Source organism: Paraburkholderia sp. MM5496-R1 (assembly GCF_050436205.1).
GTDB classification, from domain to species: Bacteria; Pseudomonadota; Gammaproteobacteria; order Burkholderiales; family Burkholderiaceae; genus Paraburkholderia; species Paraburkholderia tuberum.
In genome coordinates, this window is sequence record NZ_JBNDLT010000002.1 from 86,405 (window position 1) to 102,511 (window position 16,107).

Here is a 16,107-nt window from a genome sequence, read left to right on the forward strand (position 1 = left end):
GAAATCTCACATTGCGATCGCGCGCAGTAGTTCGGTCTCGACCTGAATTTGCAGGCGGTTGTCCGACAGGCTGTGTCCTTCGAGCAGAAACACGTCCTCGACGCGTTCGCCGAGCGTATTGATCCGCGCCGAGGCGACGCCGACCCGGTGCTCAGCCAGCACGCGCGCGATCGAATAAAGAAGGCCCGGCCGGTCGTTCGCCGACACGGACAGGATGTAGTATTGGCCGCGCTCATCGGCCCGCAGGTCGACGCGCGGCGTAATGGGGAAGGTGCGCGATAGCCGTGACAGCCGGCCTTTCGACGGTCCCGGCAGCAAGGTGCCGTGGCCCCCGAGGCGCGCGGTCAGCTCCTGCTCGACCAGATTGGCGATGTCGCGATAGTGCACGTCCTCTTCGGTGTGCGCGACGAGGAAGTTGTCGAGCGCGTAGCCGTGACGCGTCGTACTGACGCGCGCATCGAGCACCGACAGGCCGTTGCGGTCGAAATACGCGCAGATGCCCGCGAACAGATCGGGCTGGTCCTTCACGTAGACGAGCACCTGCAGCGCCTCGCCGATCGGCGACGGCCGCGCGCGTACGAGCGGCGTCGGCGTTTCTACGTGGCGGTACAGCACGCGCGTCTGCCACGCGATGTCCGCCGCGTCGTGACGCAGGAAATAGCCGACGTCCAGCTTGTCCCACAGCGCCCGTTGCGCGCCTTCCGGCACGGTTTCGAGACGCAGCAGCGCGAGCGCCTCTTCCTTGCGCGACTTCAGCTCGGAATGCTCGTCCGGCTGGGCACCGCCAAGCACGGCGAGCGTGGTGCGGTAGAGGTCTTCGAGCAGCTTGCCTTTCCACGTGTTCCAGACCTTCGGGCTGGTGCCGCGGATGTCGGCGACGGTCAGCAGATAGAGCGCGGTCAGGCGGCGCTCGGTGCCGACCAGCTCGGCGAAGCGCTTGATCACTTCAGGGTCGCTCGTGTCCTGCTTCTGCGCGACCTGGCTCATCGTCAGATGCTGCTGCACGAGCCACACGACCAGCTCGCCATCCTCGCCTTCGATGCCGTGCTGGCGGCAGAAGCGCCGTGCGTCGGCCATGCCCAGCGTGGAATGATCGCCGCCGCGACCCTTCGCGATGTCATGAAACAGCGCGGCCACGTACAGCACCCACGGCCGGTCGAAGTTGACGATCAACTGGCTGCAGAACGGGTATTCGTGCGCATGCTCGGCGACCGCGAAGCGGCGCAGATTGCGCAGCACCATCAGGATGTGCTGATCGACCGTGAACACGTGGTACAGGTCGTGCTGCATCTGCCCGACGATGCGCCGGAAATTCAGCAGATAACGCCCGAGCACGCTCGTCTGGTTCATCAACCGGAACGCATGCGTGATACCGGCCGGCTGCTTCAGGATTTCCATGAAGAGCCGGCGATTTTCCGGATCGCGCCGCCAGTGCTGGTCCATCACGTCGCGGGCGTTGTAGATCGCGCGCAGCGTGCGCGCCGACAGTCCCTTCACGCCGGGGGTGCGCTGGTATAGCAGGAACGCCTCGAGGATCGCATTCGGCTCGCGCTGGAACACGTCGTCGGAGGCGATTTCGAGCATGCCCTGCTTTTCGACGAAGCGATCCGACAGCACGCGCGTGATGCCGCTCGTGCTCGGAAACAGCTGCGCCTCGATGTTCTGGATCAGGATCGTCGCGAGTTGCGTGACCGCTTTCGCGGCCCAGTAGTAGCGGCGCATCAGCTGCTCGCTCGCGCGCTTGGTCGCGGTCGGCTTGAGGCCGAAGCTTTCCGCGACCGGCGTCTGCAGGTCGAACACCAGGATGTCCTGGCGGCGCCCGGCGATCACGTGCAGCCGCGCACGCAGCGACTTCAGGAAGCCTTCGTTGTGGCGCAGCTCGCGCGCCTCGCGCTCGGTGATGAGTCCGCGTGCTTCGAGTTCGCGCCAGCTGCTGCCGAAGCCGGCCGCCTGTGTGATCCACAGGATCAGCTGCAGGTCGCGCAGCCCGCCCGGGCTTTCCTTGATGTTCGGCTCGAGCGCGTAGGGCGTGTCCTGAAACTTCGCGTGACGCTGGCGCATTTCGAGCACCTTCGCCTGGAAGAACGCCTTCGGGTCGAGCGCCGCACGGTAGCGCCGGGCAAAATCGTCGAACAGTGCGGTGCTGCCGGTGATGCGGCGCGCTTCCAGCAGCGAGGTACGCACCGTGACGTCGTTGGCCGCTTCCTCGATGCATTGCGACACGCTGCGCACGCTGCTGCCGAGTTCCAGCCCGAGATCCCACGCGAGACTGATGAAGCGCTCGATGCGCGCGTCCAGATGCTCGAGCCGCGCGTCGGGCAACAGCACCAGGATGTCGATGTCGGAGTGCGGCGCGAGTTCGCCGCGCCCATAGCCGCCAACCGCGACCAGCGCGAGGTCGTCGGGCAGCTCGCAGGTGTCCCAGGCGGCGCGCAGCGAATGGTCCGTGGCGCGCGCGAGGGCGGCCATCAACGCGTCGACGTTGGTGGCCGTTCGGAAGCGTTCCAGCAACTGGGCTTTGGCCACTTTGTAATCCGCCTTGAGCGACGAGGCATGGGAGGGGGCGACGGCTGGAACGCTACTCATTGGCAGGAAGGCGGTGTGGTCGGAATCGGTCAGGCCGTGGCCGCGACCACGGGCGGACGCGCCGGCGTGCCGGCCGACACGGTCAGCACGTCGTGGCCGGTCTCGGTGACGAGCACCGTGTGTTCCCACTGCGCGGACAGGCTGCGATCCTTGGTCTTGACGGTCCACTGGTCGGGCATCGTGCGGATGTCACGGCGGCCCGCGTTGATCATCGGCTCGATCGTGAAGATCATGCCGGCCTGCAGTTCGAACCCGGTGCCGGGGCGACCGTAGTGCAGGATCTGCGGATCTTCGTGGAATACGGTGCCGATGCCGTGTCCGCAATATTCGCGCACCACGCTGTAGCCGAGGCCTTCGGCGTGCTTCTGGATCGCATAGCCGATGTCGCCGAGATGCGCGCCGGGTCGCACCTGGTCGATGCCGAGCCACATGCATTCGAAAGTAGCTTGCACGAGGCGCTTTGCCATGATCGACCCTTCGCCGACGATGAACATGCGGCTCGTGTCGCCGAAATAGCCGTCCTTGATCACGGTGATGTCGATGTTCAGCGCGTCGCCGGTTTTGAGCGCCTTGTCGCCCGGTATGCCGTGGCAGATCACGTCGTTGACGGAAATGCAGGTGGCTTTCGGGTAGGGCGGGTAGCCGGGCGGCTGGTAATTCAGCGGCGCGGGGACCGTGCCCTGGTCCTTCAGCATGTATTCGTGACACAGACGGTCGAGCTCGCCAGTGGTGACGCCGGCCTTGACGAACGGCGTGATGTAGTCGAGCACTTCGCTCGCGAGCCGGCAGGCGACGCGCATCTTCGCGATATCGTCTTCGTTTTTGATGGTGATAGCCATGGTTTCCTCGGAAGCCTTGCTGGATAAGGCTTGCTGGGTGTTGCGGTGGCCGGGCGGAGGGGCGTCTGCCGGGCACGGAATGCCGGTCGATCCTTAACGCCCCCCGCGCGTGGCGGAATCGAGCCATTTTACAGCAGTGGGGGCCGGGTCGTTGCGCTGGATCGGGCGGCAATGGGCTAAAAGCGACCAGAATCGGCAAATTGGCGGCCCAAAGGACGCCAGGCCGGGCTTCGGGCCCGGCGGCGCGGTCCCGTGCGTAGGACCATCGGCCGGTGGTCGGGCCGGTTGAGTCAGTCGGTCGACGCATGCTATACTCTTTGGCTAAGTCGGTCCCAGTCCGCTTTTATTCGCGAGTCCGCAAATTCGCGCATGGCAGCTGGGCGGAGCGGCTTCTCGCGGCACCCCGGTTGTTGGGTGTCGTGAGTGGAGAGAAAGTCGTGTCAGGCAACCAATTCGCAAGCCGGCGCACCCAGGGTGTCGTCGCGTTCCAGCCAAGGTAGAGGCGGGCGCGGCCGATACGGCAGCCGGTTTAAGACCCAACCCTCGTGGAGAATTTCATGGCAGTTACGATGCGTCAAATGCTGGAAGCAGGTGTCCACTTCGGTCACCAGACCCGCTTCTGGAACCCGAAGATGGCCCCGTTCATTTTCGGTCATCGCAACAAGATTCACATCATCAACCTCGAAAAGACGCTGCCGATGTACAACGACGCGCTGAAGTACGCGCGTCAGCTGGCATCGAACCGCGGCACGATCCTGTTCGTCGGTACGAAGCGTCAATCGCGTGACACGATCGCCCAGGAAGCGCAGCGCGCTGGCATGCCGTTCGTGAACGCGCGCTGGCTCGGCGGCATGCTGACCAACTTCAAGACGCTGAAGGTTTCGATCAAGCGCCTGAAGGACATGGAAGCGGCGCTGGAAGCCGGTGAAACCGAGCGCATGAGCAAGAAGGAAGCGCTTCTGTTCGAACGTGAAATGGCCAAGCTGCAGAAGTCGATCGGCGGCGTGAAGGACATGGGCGGCATTCCGGACGCGATCTTCGTGGTTGACGTCGGCTACCACAAGATTGCCGTGACCGAAGCAAACAAGCTCGGCATTCCGGTCATCGCCGTGGTCGATACGAACCACTCGCCGGAAGGTGTGGACTACGTGATCCCGGGTAACGACGACGCCAGCAAGGCCGTCGCCCTGTACGCGGCTGGCGTGGCCGATGCGATCCTCGAAGGCCGTGCCAACGCGGTCAACGAAGTGGTCCAGGCTGCGCGTGGCGGCGACGGCGACGAGTTCGTCGAGGTCAACCCGGAAGCGTAAGGCTGCCCAGTGTCCGGCATAAAAGGGGGCTTTCTACAGGCCCCCTTTTTTTAAGTCGCGACGTCTATGACAGTTGTTGTAACGGGCATCTGGCAGAGTGCTCGAGGCGACGCGAGGTGCGTCGCTCGCAAAAAATGCGCGAAAACGCTGAAACGAATTCCTGCCGCCGGCATCGAAATGCGGGCGGCGTGTGACAGACAGAACTCAAGGAGCAAATGATGGCGGCAATTACCGCAAGCATGGTTGCAGAACTGCGCGCGAAGACCGACGCGCCGATGATGGAATGCAAGAAGGCGCTGACGGAAGCCGACGGCGATCTGGCGCGCGCTGAAGAACTGCTGCGCGTGAAGCTCGGCAACAAGGCGAGCAAGGCGGCATCGCGCGTGACGGCCGAGGGCGTCGTCGCATCGTTCATCAACGGCAACGCAGGTTCGCTCGTCGAGCTGAACTGCGAAACCGACTTCGTCTCGAAGAACGACGACTTCCTCGCGTTCTCGAAGAAGATCGCCGAACTCGTCGCGACGCAAAACCCGGCTGACGTCGCGGCGCTGTCAGCCCTGCCGCTCGACGGCCAAACCGTCGACGCAGTGCGCCTCGCGCTGGTCGGCAAGATCGGCGAAAACCTGTCGATCCGCCGTTTCGTGCGCTTCGACACCGCGAACAAGCTGGCGGCGTACCTGCACGGCACGCGCATCGGCGTGCTGGTCGAGTACACCGGCGCGGACGAACAGGTCGGCAAGGACGTGGCGATGCACATCGCCGCGATGAAGCCGGTCTCACTGTCGTCGGACGACGTGCCGGCGGACCTGATCGCCAAGGAACGCAGCATCGCTGAACAGAAGGCCGCCGAATCGGGCAAGCCGGCTGAAATCGTCGCGAAGATGGTCGACGGCACCGTGCAGAAGTACCTGAAGGAAGTGTCGCTGCTGAACCAGACGTTCGTGAAGAACGACAAGCAGACGATCGAGCAGATGCTGAAGGCGGGCAACTCGAGCGTGCAGAAGTTCGCGCTGTTCGTGGTCGGCGAAGGCATCGAGAAGAAGCAGGACGACTTCGCAGCGGAAGTGGCCGCCCAGGTCGCTGCTGCAAAGCAACAATAAGCGTTATCCAAGCTTCACCGCCGTACCGTTTGGACCCGCGGCGAGGCAAGACCTCGCCGCGGTCGGCAGCGCCGCAAGGCCGCGCACGAGTTGACCCTCGCCGCGCGGCCGCCGCTGGCGAACCTGAGGGTTCGCCAATTTGGCGGTGCTTGCCCGAATCAGCATTTCACCCCTACATTAGTCCCTTGTTGTTGCCCTGTTCTGCGCGATCTGGATACCCCTATGCCCACTGCCTATAAACGCGTCCTGCTCAAACTCTCCGGTGAAGCTCTGATGGGCGACGATGCCTTCGGCATCAATCGCGGAACCATCGAACGAATGGTGGCGGACGTGGCCGAAGTGGTCCGTCTCGGAACGCAACTGGCCGTGGTGATCGGCGGCGGCAATATTTTTCGCGGCGTCGCGGGCGGTGCGGCGGGTATGGACCGCGCAACGGCCGACTACATGGGTATGCTCGCCACGATGATGAACGCGCTGGCGCTGCAGGACGCGATGCGTCACGCCGGCATCGAGGCGCGCGTGCAATCGGCGCTGCGCATGGACCAGGTCGTCGAGCCGTACATCCGGCCCCGCGCGATCCGCCAGCTCGAGGAAGGCAAGGTCGTGATCTTCGCGGCCGGCACCGGCAATCCGTTCTTCACGACCGACACGGCCGCTGCATTGCGCGGCGCGGAAATCGGCGCGGAAGTGGTGCTGAAGGCGACCAAGGTGGACGGCGTCTATTCGGCCGATCCGAAGAAGGATTCGAGCGCGACCCGCTACAGCACGATCAGCTTCGATGAGGCAATCGGCCGCAATCTGCAGGTGATGGACGCGACGGCTTTCGCTCTGTGCCGCGACCAGAAGCTGCCGATCCGCGTGTTTTCGATCGTCAAACCCGGTGCGCTCAAGCGCATCGTGCTAGGGGAGGACGAGGGCACCCTCGTCCACGTGTAAACTTCGTTTACATTACGTGGGCTTTGACGCGAGCCCGGGCCGCCGCATCCCGCGTGCCGGGCGGCTCGCACCGTTTTGAAGGTTCGGAGGTTTAAAAATGTCTGTGGCTGATATCAGGAAGGGCGCTGAACAGAAGATGCAGCGCTCCATCGACGCGTTCAGGAACGACCTGTCGAAGATCCGCACGGGCCGTGCGCACACGGGCCTGCTCGATCATATCCAGTGCGACTACTATGGCTCGCCGGTGCCGATTTCGCAGGTCGCGAACCTGACGCTGATCGACGCGCGCACGATCGGGGTGCAGCCGTGGGAAAAGAAGATGGTTCCAGGTCGTCGAAAAGGCGATTCGCGAGTCGGATCTCGGTCTGAACCCAGCTACCCATGGCGATGTGATCCGCGTACCGATGCCAGCGTTGACCGAAGAGCGTCGCCGCGAGCTGACCAAGGTCGTTCGCAGCGAAGCCGAAACGGCCAAGGTGGCCGTGCGCAACCTGCGCCGCGACGCCAACGAGCAACTGAAGAAGCTCGTCAAGGACAAGGAAATCTCGGAAGACGACGAGCGTCGTGCCGGTGACGACGTCCAGAAGCTGACGGACAAGTTCGTCGCCGAAATCGACAAGCTCGTCACAACGAAAGAAGCCGAGATCATGACGGTCTGACGCCGTTCGGCTCAGCACCTTCTGATTTCCACTTCTTTACTGGCATTACTGTCCCGACGGCCATGACCTATACCAGCTCAACCGTGCGCGTGCCTGAAGTCGCCGCGGTGCCGCGACATATCGCGATCATCATGGATGGCAACGGCCGTTGGGCCACGCAGCGGCGTCTGCCCCGCGTGGCGGGCCATACGCGCGGCGTCGACGCGGTGCGGGCGGCCGTCGAGGCGTGCGCGCGGCGGGGCGTCGAATATCTGACGCTGTTCGCGTTCAGCTCGGAGAACTGGCGCCGTCCGAACGAGGAGGTATCGTTCCTGATGCGCCTGTTCGTCACCGCGCTCGAGCGCGAGATCGGCAAGCTGCACGCGAACGGTATCCGTTTGCGCGTGGTCGGCGATCTCGAGCGTTTCGACGACAAGATCCGCGATCTGATCAAGCGCGCGGAAACCAAGACCGCGCGCAACACCCGTCTCACGCTGACCATCGCCGCGAACTACGGCGGGCGCTGGGACATCATGCAGGCCGCCCGCAAGCTCGTCGAGCAAGCGGCGGCGGGCAAGCCGGTCGAGGTCAACGAGGACGCGTTCGCCGAGCACCTGTCGATGGCCTACGCACCCGAGCCGGACCTGTTCATCCGCACCGGCGGCGAGCGCCGCGTCAGCAACTTCCTGCTGTGGCAGCTTGCCTACACCGAGTTCTATTTCACCGACACGTTCTGGCCGGATTTCGACGCCGACGCGCTCGGTCACGCCATCGCTTCGTACACGGAGCGGGAACGCCGCTTCGGCCGCACCAGTGCTCAGCTCGAGCCGCAATCGCAGAACGTCGATTCGCTTCCATGCTAAAGACCCGTGTCATCACGGCGATCGTGTTGCTGGCAGTGTTCCTGCCTGTCACGCTGTTCGCGCCTGTCGGCGCATTCGGCGCGCTGATCGCTTTCGTCGTCGTGTTCGCCGCGTGGGAGTGGGCGCGCCTGCTGAAGCTCGGTGGCGCGGGTCCGGTGCTGTACGCGCTCGTCGCGGCGCTCGGACTCGTCACCAGTACGCGGGTGGGCATCGGCACCGAGCCTGCCCGGCCGTTCTTCCAGGCGGCGGCGATTTTCTGGGTGATCGCCGGTCCATTCGCGCTGCTGCGTAAGCCCGTGCTCGCGCAGGGCGCGTGGCGCGCGTTTCTGTTTCTTGCCGGAATCGTCGGTTTCATCGCGTGCTGGCATGCTCTCGTCGCCGCGCGCATGCAGGGTGTGCCGTTCGTGCTGTCGCTGCTGCTATTGGTATGGCTCGCCGATATCGGCGCATACTTCTCCGGGAAGGCATTTGGCAAGCACAAGCTGGCGCCAGCGATCAGTCCGGGTAAAACCTGGGAGGGGGCGATCGGCGGCTGGCTGCTGGTCATGATCGTCGCCGCCGCGGCGATCTTTTTGCACGCGTTCGAGCCGACCCTGTATTCTGCGCTGCTGGCGCAACTGGGTGCGCTGCGCACGGTGCTCGCGCTGACCCTGCTGGTGGTTTTTAGCGTGGTCGGTGATCTGTTCGAATCGATGATGAAACGTCAGGCCGGCGTCAAAGACTCGAGCGGCCTGTTGCCGGGGCACGGCGGCGTGCTCGATCGCATCGACGCGTTGTTGCCGGTGCTGCCGCTCGCCATGCTGCTGCTCGGCTAGAGAAAGAGATATGCAAAAACGTCTGACATTGCTCGGTTCCACGGGCTCGATTGGAGACAGTACGCTCGACGTGGTCGCGCGTCATCCCGAGCGGTTTTCGATTTACGCGCTGAGCGCGCATCGCAACGGCGACAAGCTCGTCGGGCAATGCCTGCGCTTCGCGCCCGAAGTGGCGGTGGTCGGCGACGCCGACACGGCCGCGAAGGTCGCCGCGAAGCTGCGCGAAGCGGGCAGCAAGACCGAGGTCACGTACGGGCCGCAGGCGCTCGTCGACGTCGCGAAGAGCGAGGGCTGCGACACGGTGGTCGCGGCGATCGTCGGCGCGGCCGGTCTCGCGCCGAGCCTTGCCGCGGCGCGCGCCGGCAAGCGCATCCTGCTCGCGAACAAGGAAGCGCTGGTGATGTCCGGCGCGATCTTCATGGACGCGGTGCGCGACCACGGCGCGGTGCTGCTGCCGGTCGACAGCGAACACAACGCGATTTTCCAATGCCTGCCGCGTGAAGCGTCGCTGCATGGCGGCGTTTCAAAGATCATCCTGACCGCATCGGGCGGCCCGTTCCGCACCCGCGAACCGGCCACGCTCGTCGACGTGACGCCTGACGAAGCCTGCAAGCATCCGAACTGGGTGATGGGCCGCAAGATCTCGGTCGACTCGGCCACGATGATGAACAAGGGCCTCGAAGTGATCGAGGCGCACTGGCTGTTCAACCTGCCCGGCGAGCGCATCGACGTGCTGATCCATCCGCAGAGCGTGATTCATTCGCTGGTGTCGTACGCGGACGGTTCGGTGCTCGCGCAGCTCGGCAACCCCGACATGCGCACGCCGATCGCGCACGCGCTCGCGTTTCCGGATCGCGTCGATTCCGGGGTCGCGCAGCTCGATCTCGCGGAGATCGCGTCGCTGTCGTTCGAAAAACCCGACTACGCGCGCTTCCCGTGCCTCGCGCTCGCCATGAAGGCGCTTGCGGAAGGCGGCGTCGCGAGCGCGGCGTTGAACGCCGCGAACGAGATCGCGGTGGAGGCATTTCTCGCGCGCCGCATCGGCTTCATGGCGATTGCCGAGGCGGTCGACTCGGTGCTGAACGCGTTGCCGAACCGCAGCGCGCACGCGCTCGACGACGTCATCGAAGCGGACGCCGCCGCGCGCCGAGCTGCTACCGAATTCATCGCGCGTCTGCCTGACGGCGCCCGTCGCACGGAACGCGCCGTCCAGTGAGGCGTTTATGAATCTGCTGATCGAACTGCTCGCTTTCGCGGTTGCGATTGGCGTACTCGTGGTAGTCCACGAGTACGGGCACTACAGCGTCGCGCGTCTGTGCGGCGTGAAGGTGCTGCGCTTCTCGATCGGCTTCGGCAAGCCGCTCGTTCAGTGGGTCAGTCCGAAGACGGGCACCGAGTGGACGATTGCCGCGCTGCCGCTCGGCGGCTACGTGAAGATGCTCGACGAGCGCGAGACCGGCCCCGGTTCGATTCCCGAAGCGGATCTGCCGCATGCGTTCAACCGCCAGTCGGTGTGGCGGCGCTTCGCGATCGTCGCGGCCGGTCCGGTCGCGAATTTCCTGCTCGCGATCGTGCTGTTCGCGCTCGTGTTCGCAACTGGCGTGACCGAACCGGCCGCCGTGATCGCGACACCCGCGCCGAACACGCCGGCCGCGCTGGCGGGCTTCGAGGGCGGCGAGACCATCGTCGGTGTGCGCACCGGCCATAGCGATGAGACCGAGCCGGTGCGGTCGTGGTCGGATCTGCGCTGGAAGCTGCTCGGCGCCGCGTTCGATCAGCAGCGCATCGTGCTCAGTGCAAAAGACGCGCACGGCACGTCCGATTTTCCGATGGACCTGCGCGGCCTCGGCGAGAAAGACGTCGATGACGATCTGATGTCGCGCCTCGGCTTCGAGCCCGGCGGCGGCAAGCTGACGGTGGCGGGCGTGCAGGCGGGCAGCGCCGCGCAAAAGGCGGGGCTCGTCGCCGGCGACCGGCTGCGCGCGATCAACGGCACGCCGACCGATAATGCCTCGGCCTTCATCGCTTTTGTAAAATCGCACGCCGGCGTGCCGGTCACGCTGCGGGTGGAGCGCGGGGGCCGTGGCGGTCATGCGGCGGGCGCGCTCGAAGAAATCACCATCGTGCCGCAGCTGCAGCGCGATGCGGCGAGCGGGCAGCAGATCGGCCGCATCGGCGCGGAGCTGGCGACCCAGGTGCCGTCGATCGACGTGCGCTACGGGCCGCTCGAGAGCCTCCACCTCGGCGCGCGCCGTACCTGGGATCTCGCGGTGTACTCGGTCAGGATGTTCGGCCGGATGATCGTCGGCGAGGCGTCGCTGAAGAATCTGTCCGGTCCGGTGACGATCGCCGACTACGCGGGAAAGAGCGCACGTCTGGGTCCTGCCGCGTTTCTGTCGTTCCTGGCCCTTGTCAGCATTAGCCTCGGCGTGCTGAACCTGCTACCAATTCCGGTATTGGATGGGGGTCATCTGTTATATTATTTGGTTGAAGCTGTGACCGGTAAAGTTGTCTCCGATCGCTGGCAACTCGTTTTTCAGAGGGCGGGGCTTGCCTGCATCGTCGCGTTGTCGGCGATTGCGCTGTTCAACGATCTGGCTCGTTTAATCCATTTTTAAAGTGTCCGGCGGCGTTCACGAGGGCGGCCGCCAGGCCTGATGCAGCTATACATACTGGGGAAGCACGTTGTTCAAACCTCATCGCTTTGGTCCAAAGACGGTTGTAGCCGCGGCGTTCGCCGCGCATGGGCTGGTTGCTCACGCAACGACGCCCTTCGTGGTGCAAGACATTCGCATTGAGGGATTGCAACGCGTCGAACCGGGCACGGTGTTCGCGTACCTGCCCATCAAGCAAGGCGATACCTTTACCGACGACAAGGCGTCCGAAGCGATTCGCGCGCTGTACGCGACGGGCTTCTTCAACGACGTCAAGATCGCGACCGAAGGCAACGTGGTGATCGTGCAGGTGCAAGAGCGCCCGGCCATCGGCACGATCGACTTCGCCGGTATCCACGAGTTCGACAAGGACAATCTGATCAAGGCGCTGCGCGCGGTCGGGCTGTCGCAAGGCCGCTACTACGACAAGGCCCTCGTCGACAAGGCCGAGCAGGAGCTGAAGCGCCAGTATCTGACGCGCGGTTTTTACGCGGCTGAAGTCACCACGACGATCACGCCGATCGACCGCAACCGCGTCGGCATCCTGTTCTCGGTGGCCGAAGGTCCGAGCGCGAAGATCCGTCAGATCAACTTCATCGGCAACAAGACATTCAGCACCGGCACGTTGCGTGACGAAATGCAGCTGTCCACGCCGAACTGGTTCTCGTGGTACACGAAGAACGACCTGTACTCGAAAGACAAGCTCACCGGCGACCTCGAGAATGTCCGCTCGTACTACCTGAACCGCGGCTATCTCGAGTTCAGCATCGAATCGACCCAGGTGTCGATTTCGCCGGACAAGAAGGACATGTACCTGACGGTCACGCTGCATGAAGGTCAGCCGTACACGATTTCGAACATCCGCCTCGCCGGCAATCTGCTCGACCGCGAAGCGGAACTGAAGAAGCTGATCAAGATCAAGCCGGGCGACCGCTTCTCGGCCGAAAAGCTGCAGGCGACCACGAAGGCGATCGTCGACAAGCTCGGCGAGTACGGCTACGCGTTCGCGACCGTCAATGCACAGCCGCAGATCGACCAGAACAACCACACCGTCGACCTGACGCTTCAGGTCGACCCGAGCCGTCGCGTGTACGTGCGCCGCATCAACGTGGTCGGCAACACGCGCACGCGCGACGAAGTGGTGCGCCGCGAAATGCGCCAGCTCGAAAGCTCGTGGTTCGATTCGAACCGCCTCGCGCTGTCGAAGGACCGTATCAACCGTCTCGGCTACTTCACCGACGTCGACGTGACCACGGTGCCGGTCGAAGGCACGCCCGACCAGGTCGACATCGACGTGAAGGTCGCCGAAAAACCGACCGGCGCGATCACGCTTGGCGCGGGCTTCTCATCGACGGACAAGGTGGTGCTGTCGGCGGGTATCTCGCAGGACAACGTGTTCGGCTCCGGCACGAGCCTCTCGGTGAACATCAATACCGCGAAGACGTACCGTACGCTGACGGTCACGCAGGTCGACCCGTACTTCACGGTGGACGGCATCAAGCGGATCACCGACGTCTACTACCGCACGTACCAGCCGCTGTACTATTCGACCGATTCGAGCTTCAAGATCGTCACGATTGGCGGTGACCTGAAGTTCGGCATTCCGTTCTCCGAAGTCGACACGGTGTTTTTCGGCGTCGGCTTCGAGCAGAACCAGCTCGACATCGACTCGAATACGCCGCAAAGCTATATCGACTACGTGAACCAGTTCGGCCGCGTGTCGAACAACGTACCGCTGACGGTCGGTTGGTCGCGCGATGCGCGTGACAGCGCGCTGGTGCCGAGCCGCGGCTACTTCACGCAGGCGAACGCCGAGTACGGCACGCCGATCGGGGGCACGCAGTACTACAAGGCCGACATCAACGCGCAGTACTATTACTCGTTCGCGCGTGGCTTCGTGCTGGGCTTCAACTTCCAGGGCGGCTACGGTAACGGCCTCGGCGGCAAGCCCTATCCGATCTTCAAGAACTACTTCGCCGGCGGTATCGGTTCGGTGCGCGGCTACGAGCCGAGCTCGCTCGGTCCGCGAGACGCGAAGACCAACGACCCGATCGGCGGCTCGAAGCTCCTCGTCGGCAATATCGAGCTCACGTTCCCGCTGCCGGGCACGGGCTACGATCGCACGCTGCGTGTGTTCACGTTCCTCGACGCCGGTAACGTGTGGGGAACGGAAGGTAACAGCATCGGCGCAAATGGCCTGCGTTACGGCTACGGTGTGGGTCTCGCGTGGATCTCGCCGATCGGCCCGCTCAAGTTGAGCCTCGGCTTCCCGCTCACGAAGCACACTGGCGACCAGTACCAGAAGTTCCAGTTCCAGATCGGGACGGCGTTCTGATCGGGCGGCGGGTGTTCCCGGCGGCCGGCGTTGCCGGCGGCCGGCTGCGGCGGCGGACCCGGCCAAACTACAGTATCGAGAGGATGACTTTGCTAACCGGTATGTTTTCGAAACGTGTAGCGTGCGCATTGGCGCTGGCAATGACCCTCGGGGTCGGCATGGCGCACGCGCAGGAGGCGAGGATCGCCGCGGTGAATTCCGACCGCATCCTGCGCGAATCGGCGGCGGCGAAAGCCGCGCAGCTGAAGCTCGAGGCCGAATTCGCGAAGCGGGACAAGGATCTCGCCGACATGGCGCAAAAGCTCAAGTCGATGTCCGATGCACTCGACAAGAATGGCGCGACAATGTCGGCGACCGATCGCGCGCAAAAGCAGCGCGACCTGTCGCAGCTCGACTCGGACTTCCAACGCAAGCAGCGTGAGTTCCGCGAAGACCTGAACCAGCGCCGCAACGAGGAACTCGCGGCGGTGCTCGATCGCGCGAACAAGGTCATCAAGCAGATCGCCGAAACGCAGCACTACGATCTGATCGTCCAGGAAGCGGTGTACGTGAGCCCGCGCATCGATATCACCGACCAGGTGCTGAAGGCACTTGCGGCATCGGGCAACTAAGGGCAATGAGGGCGACTGAGGGCGGCGCACGGTCGCCCCGCACGCCTCGGCGCGCGCCCTCGCAATGATTTGAATGGGACCAGAGTAAGCGCTAAAGCGCCAACTCTGGTCGACATTGGAGACAGGATAGGCATGGCATTTACGCTCGAGGACATCGTCCAGCGGTTCGGCGGTGAAGTAGTCGGTAACGGGGCGCAGCGCGTGAGCAGTCTTGCGCCGCTCGACCAGGCCGGCCCGGACCAGTTGGCGTTCCTCGCCAATCCGAAGTATCTGTCGCAGGTCGAAACGACCCGCGCCGGCGCAGTGCTGATCAATGCCGGCGACCTTGCGAAGCTCGCCTCGCGCGAAGCTCGAAACTTCATCGTCACGCCGAATCCCTACGCTTACTTTGCGCGCATCGCGCAAACCTTCATCGACCTGGCCGCGCCGAGGGCGGTCCCCGGCGTGCATCCGAGCGCAACCATCGATCCTTCCGCCCAGGTCGCCGCGAGCGCGGTGATCGGTCCGCGTGTCACCGTGGAAGCGGGCGCAGTGATCGGCGAGCACGCGCGGCTCGACGCCAACGTCGTAATCGGCCGCGGCACCCGCGTCGGGACGAACTCACATCTGTATCCGAACGTGACCGTGTACCACGGCTGCAAGCTCGGCGAGCGCGTGATCGTCCACGCGGGCGCGGTGATCGGCTCGGACGGCTTCGGCTTCGCGCCCGACTTCGTCGGCGAGGGCGACGCACGCACCGGCAGTTGGGTCAAGATTCCGCAGGTCGGCGGCGTGTCGATCGCGAACGACGTCGAAATCGGCGCGAACACCACGATCGACCGCGGCGCGATGGCCGACACGATCATCGAGGAGTGCGTGAAGATCGACAACCTCGTGCAGATCGGCCACAACTGCAAGGTCGGCGCCTACACGGTGATCGCGGGCTGCGCGGGCATCGCGGGCAGCACGACCATCGGCCGTCATTGCATGATCGGCGGCGCGGTCGGCATTGCCGGACACGTGACGCTCGCCGATTACGTGATCGTCACCGCAAAGTCGGGCGTGTCGAAGTCGCTGCTGAAGCCCGGCATGTACACGAGCGCGTTCCCGGCCGTGAACCACGCGGACTGGAACAAAAGCGCCGCGCTGCTGCGCAATATCGACAAGCTTCGCGATCGCATCAAAGCGCTGGAGAACGCCACCGTCGACAAAGCCGGCAATGCCACTGACGGCGCCGCAGGTCAACCCGCAGGCAACAAGATCTGACACTTATCCCGGCGACCCATCCGCACCGCGTAAAATAGTGGTCGAGCATCATGAAGCAAAGCCGGTGGCCGTGACCGGGTGGCACGACCGCCGGTCATCGGAGGCGCCGGTCGTGCGCGTTTTCAACCCACCTGCACCCAGCATCCGCAGTCATCATCGCGCAGTCAATGCGTGA

General features: G+C 64.2%; 12 protein-coding genes and 1 pseudogene. 11 read left to right on the forward strand and 2 right to left on the reverse strand.

Going from position 1 to position 16,107, the window contains the following annotated elements; translation table 11 throughout:
- Nucleotides 1-6 precede the first annotated feature (6 nt).
- Together OKW38_RS07225 and map are read right to left on the reverse strand one after the other, a co-directional pair.
- Nucleotides 7-2,586: a [protein-PII] uridylyltransferase gene (locus tag OKW38_RS07225; RefSeq protein WP_429334769.1), complete on the reverse strand. Its 2,580-nt coding sequence runs from the start codon at nt 2,584-2,586 to the stop codon at nt 7-9.
- A gap of 29 nt (nt 2,587-2,615) precedes the next feature.
- The gene (map, locus tag OKW38_RS07230) at nt 2,616-3,425 is read right to left on the reverse strand and encodes a type I methionyl aminopeptidase (RefSeq protein WP_184056903.1); all 810 of its coding nucleotides are present in this window, start codon (nt 3,423-3,425) and stop codon (nt 2,616-2,618) included.
- A gap of 557 nt (nt 3,426-3,982) precedes the next feature.
- Here map and rpsB point away from each other — a divergent pair.
- The 11 genes and pseudogenes from rpsB (at nt 3,983) to lpxD (ending at nt 15,932) form a co-directional block, all read left to right on the forward strand.
- On the forward strand, nt 3,983-4,735 hold the full coding sequence (rpsB, locus tag OKW38_RS07235; protein WP_013089705.1) for a 30S ribosomal protein S2: 753 nt from the start codon (nt 3,983-3,985) through the stop codon (nt 4,733-4,735).
- 218 nt (nt 4,736-4,953) lie between these two features.
- Nucleotides 4,954-5,835 (forward strand): translation elongation factor Ts, encoded by an 882-nt coding sequence (tsf, locus tag OKW38_RS07240; RefSeq protein WP_090800589.1) that lies wholly within the window; start codon nt 4,954-4,956, stop codon nt 5,833-5,835.
- A 222-nt stretch (nt 5,836-6,057) separates the two neighbouring features.
- A complete protein-coding gene (gene pyrH, locus OKW38_RS07245) occupies nt 6,058-6,771 on the forward strand; it encodes a UMP kinase (protein WP_090800588.1) in 714 nt (237 codons plus the stop codon).
- Nucleotides 6,772-6,868: 97 nt separating this feature from the next.
- Nucleotides 6,869-7,430: pseudogene (frr, locus tag OKW38_RS07250) on the forward strand (ribosome recycling factor).
- Nucleotides 7,431-7,492: 62 nt separating this feature from the next.
- Complete coding sequence (gene uppS, locus OKW38_RS07255; RefSeq protein WP_090800585.1) at nt 7,493-8,272, forward strand: polyprenyl diphosphate synthase; 780 nt, start codon at nt 7,493-7,495, stop codon at nt 8,270-8,272.
- Nucleotides 8,266-9,087 (forward strand): phosphatidate cytidylyltransferase, encoded by an 822-nt coding sequence (locus OKW38_RS07260; RefSeq protein WP_429360788.1) that lies wholly within the window; start codon nt 8,266-8,268, stop codon nt 9,085-9,087. Before uppS ends, OKW38_RS07260 begins: the two co-directional genes overlap by 7 nt.
- A 10-nt stretch (nt 9,088-9,097) precedes the next feature.
- Complete coding sequence (locus OKW38_RS07265; RefSeq protein WP_090800582.1) at nt 9,098-10,303, forward strand: 1-deoxy-D-xylulose-5-phosphate reductoisomerase; 1,206 nt, start codon at nt 9,098-9,100, stop codon at nt 10,301-10,303.
- Nucleotides 10,304-10,310: 7 nt separating this feature from the next.
- Complete coding sequence (rseP, locus tag OKW38_RS07270; RefSeq protein ID WP_018417653.1) at nt 10,311-11,705, forward strand: RIP metalloprotease RseP; 1,395 nt, start codon at nt 10,311-10,313, stop codon at nt 11,703-11,705.
- 67 nt (nt 11,706-11,772) lie between these two features.
- Complete coding sequence (gene bamA, locus OKW38_RS07275; protein ID WP_090800580.1) at nt 11,773-14,076, forward strand: outer membrane protein assembly factor BamA; 2,304 nt, start codon at nt 11,773-11,775, stop codon at nt 14,074-14,076.
- A gap of 89 nt (nt 14,077-14,165) precedes the next feature.
- Nucleotides 14,166-14,687, forward strand: coding sequence for an OmpH family outer membrane protein (locus tag OKW38_RS07280; protein ID WP_026225318.1), 522 nt, complete (start codon nt 14,166-14,168; stop codon nt 14,685-14,687).
- A gap of 132 nt (nt 14,688-14,819) precedes the next feature.
- Entirely contained in the window at nt 14,820-15,932 is a 1,113-nt protein-coding gene (gene lpxD, locus OKW38_RS07285) for a UDP-3-O-(3-hydroxymyristoyl)glucosamine N-acyltransferase (protein WP_429360790.1), read from the forward strand.
- The last annotated feature ends 175 nt before the right edge of the window (nt 15,933-16,107 follow it).

What these genes read in the sequence shown, in the direction of transcription:
- lpxD (WP_429360790.1), top strand. Translation starts at nt 14,820, where the DNA reads ATGGCATTTACGCTCGAGGACATCGTCCAGCGGTTCGGCGGTGAAGTA.
- pyrH (WP_090800588.1), top strand. Translation starts at nt 6,058, where the DNA reads ATGCCCACTGCCTATAAACGCGTCCTGCTCAAACTCTCCGGTGAAGCT.
- OKW38_RS07225 (WP_429334769.1), bottom strand. Translation starts at nt 2,586, where the DNA reads ATGAGTAGCGTTCCAGCCGTCGCCCCCTCCCATGCCTCGTCGCTCAAG.
- map (WP_184056903.1), bottom strand. Translation starts at nt 3,425, where the DNA reads ATGGCTATCACCATCAAAAACGAAGACGATATCGCGAAGATGCGCGTC.
- OKW38_RS07260 (WP_429360788.1), top strand. Translation starts at nt 8,266, where the DNA reads ATGCTAAAGACCCGTGTCATCACGGCGATCGTGTTGCTGGCAGTGTTC.
- tsf (WP_090800589.1), top strand. Translation starts at nt 4,954, where the DNA reads ATGGCGGCAATTACCGCAAGCATGGTTGCAGAACTGCGCGCGAAGACC.
- OKW38_RS07265 (WP_090800582.1), top strand. Translation starts at nt 9,098, where the DNA reads ATGCAAAAACGTCTGACATTGCTCGGTTCCACGGGCTCGATTGGAGAC.
- rseP (WP_018417653.1), top strand. Translation starts at nt 10,311, where the DNA reads ATGAATCTGCTGATCGAACTGCTCGCTTTCGCGGTTGCGATTGGCGTA.
- rpsB (WP_013089705.1), top strand. Translation starts at nt 3,983, where the DNA reads ATGGCAGTTACGATGCGTCAAATGCTGGAAGCAGGTGTCCACTTCGGT.
- uppS (WP_090800585.1), top strand. Translation starts at nt 7,493, where the DNA reads ATGACCTATACCAGCTCAACCGTGCGCGTGCCTGAAGTCGCCGCGGTG.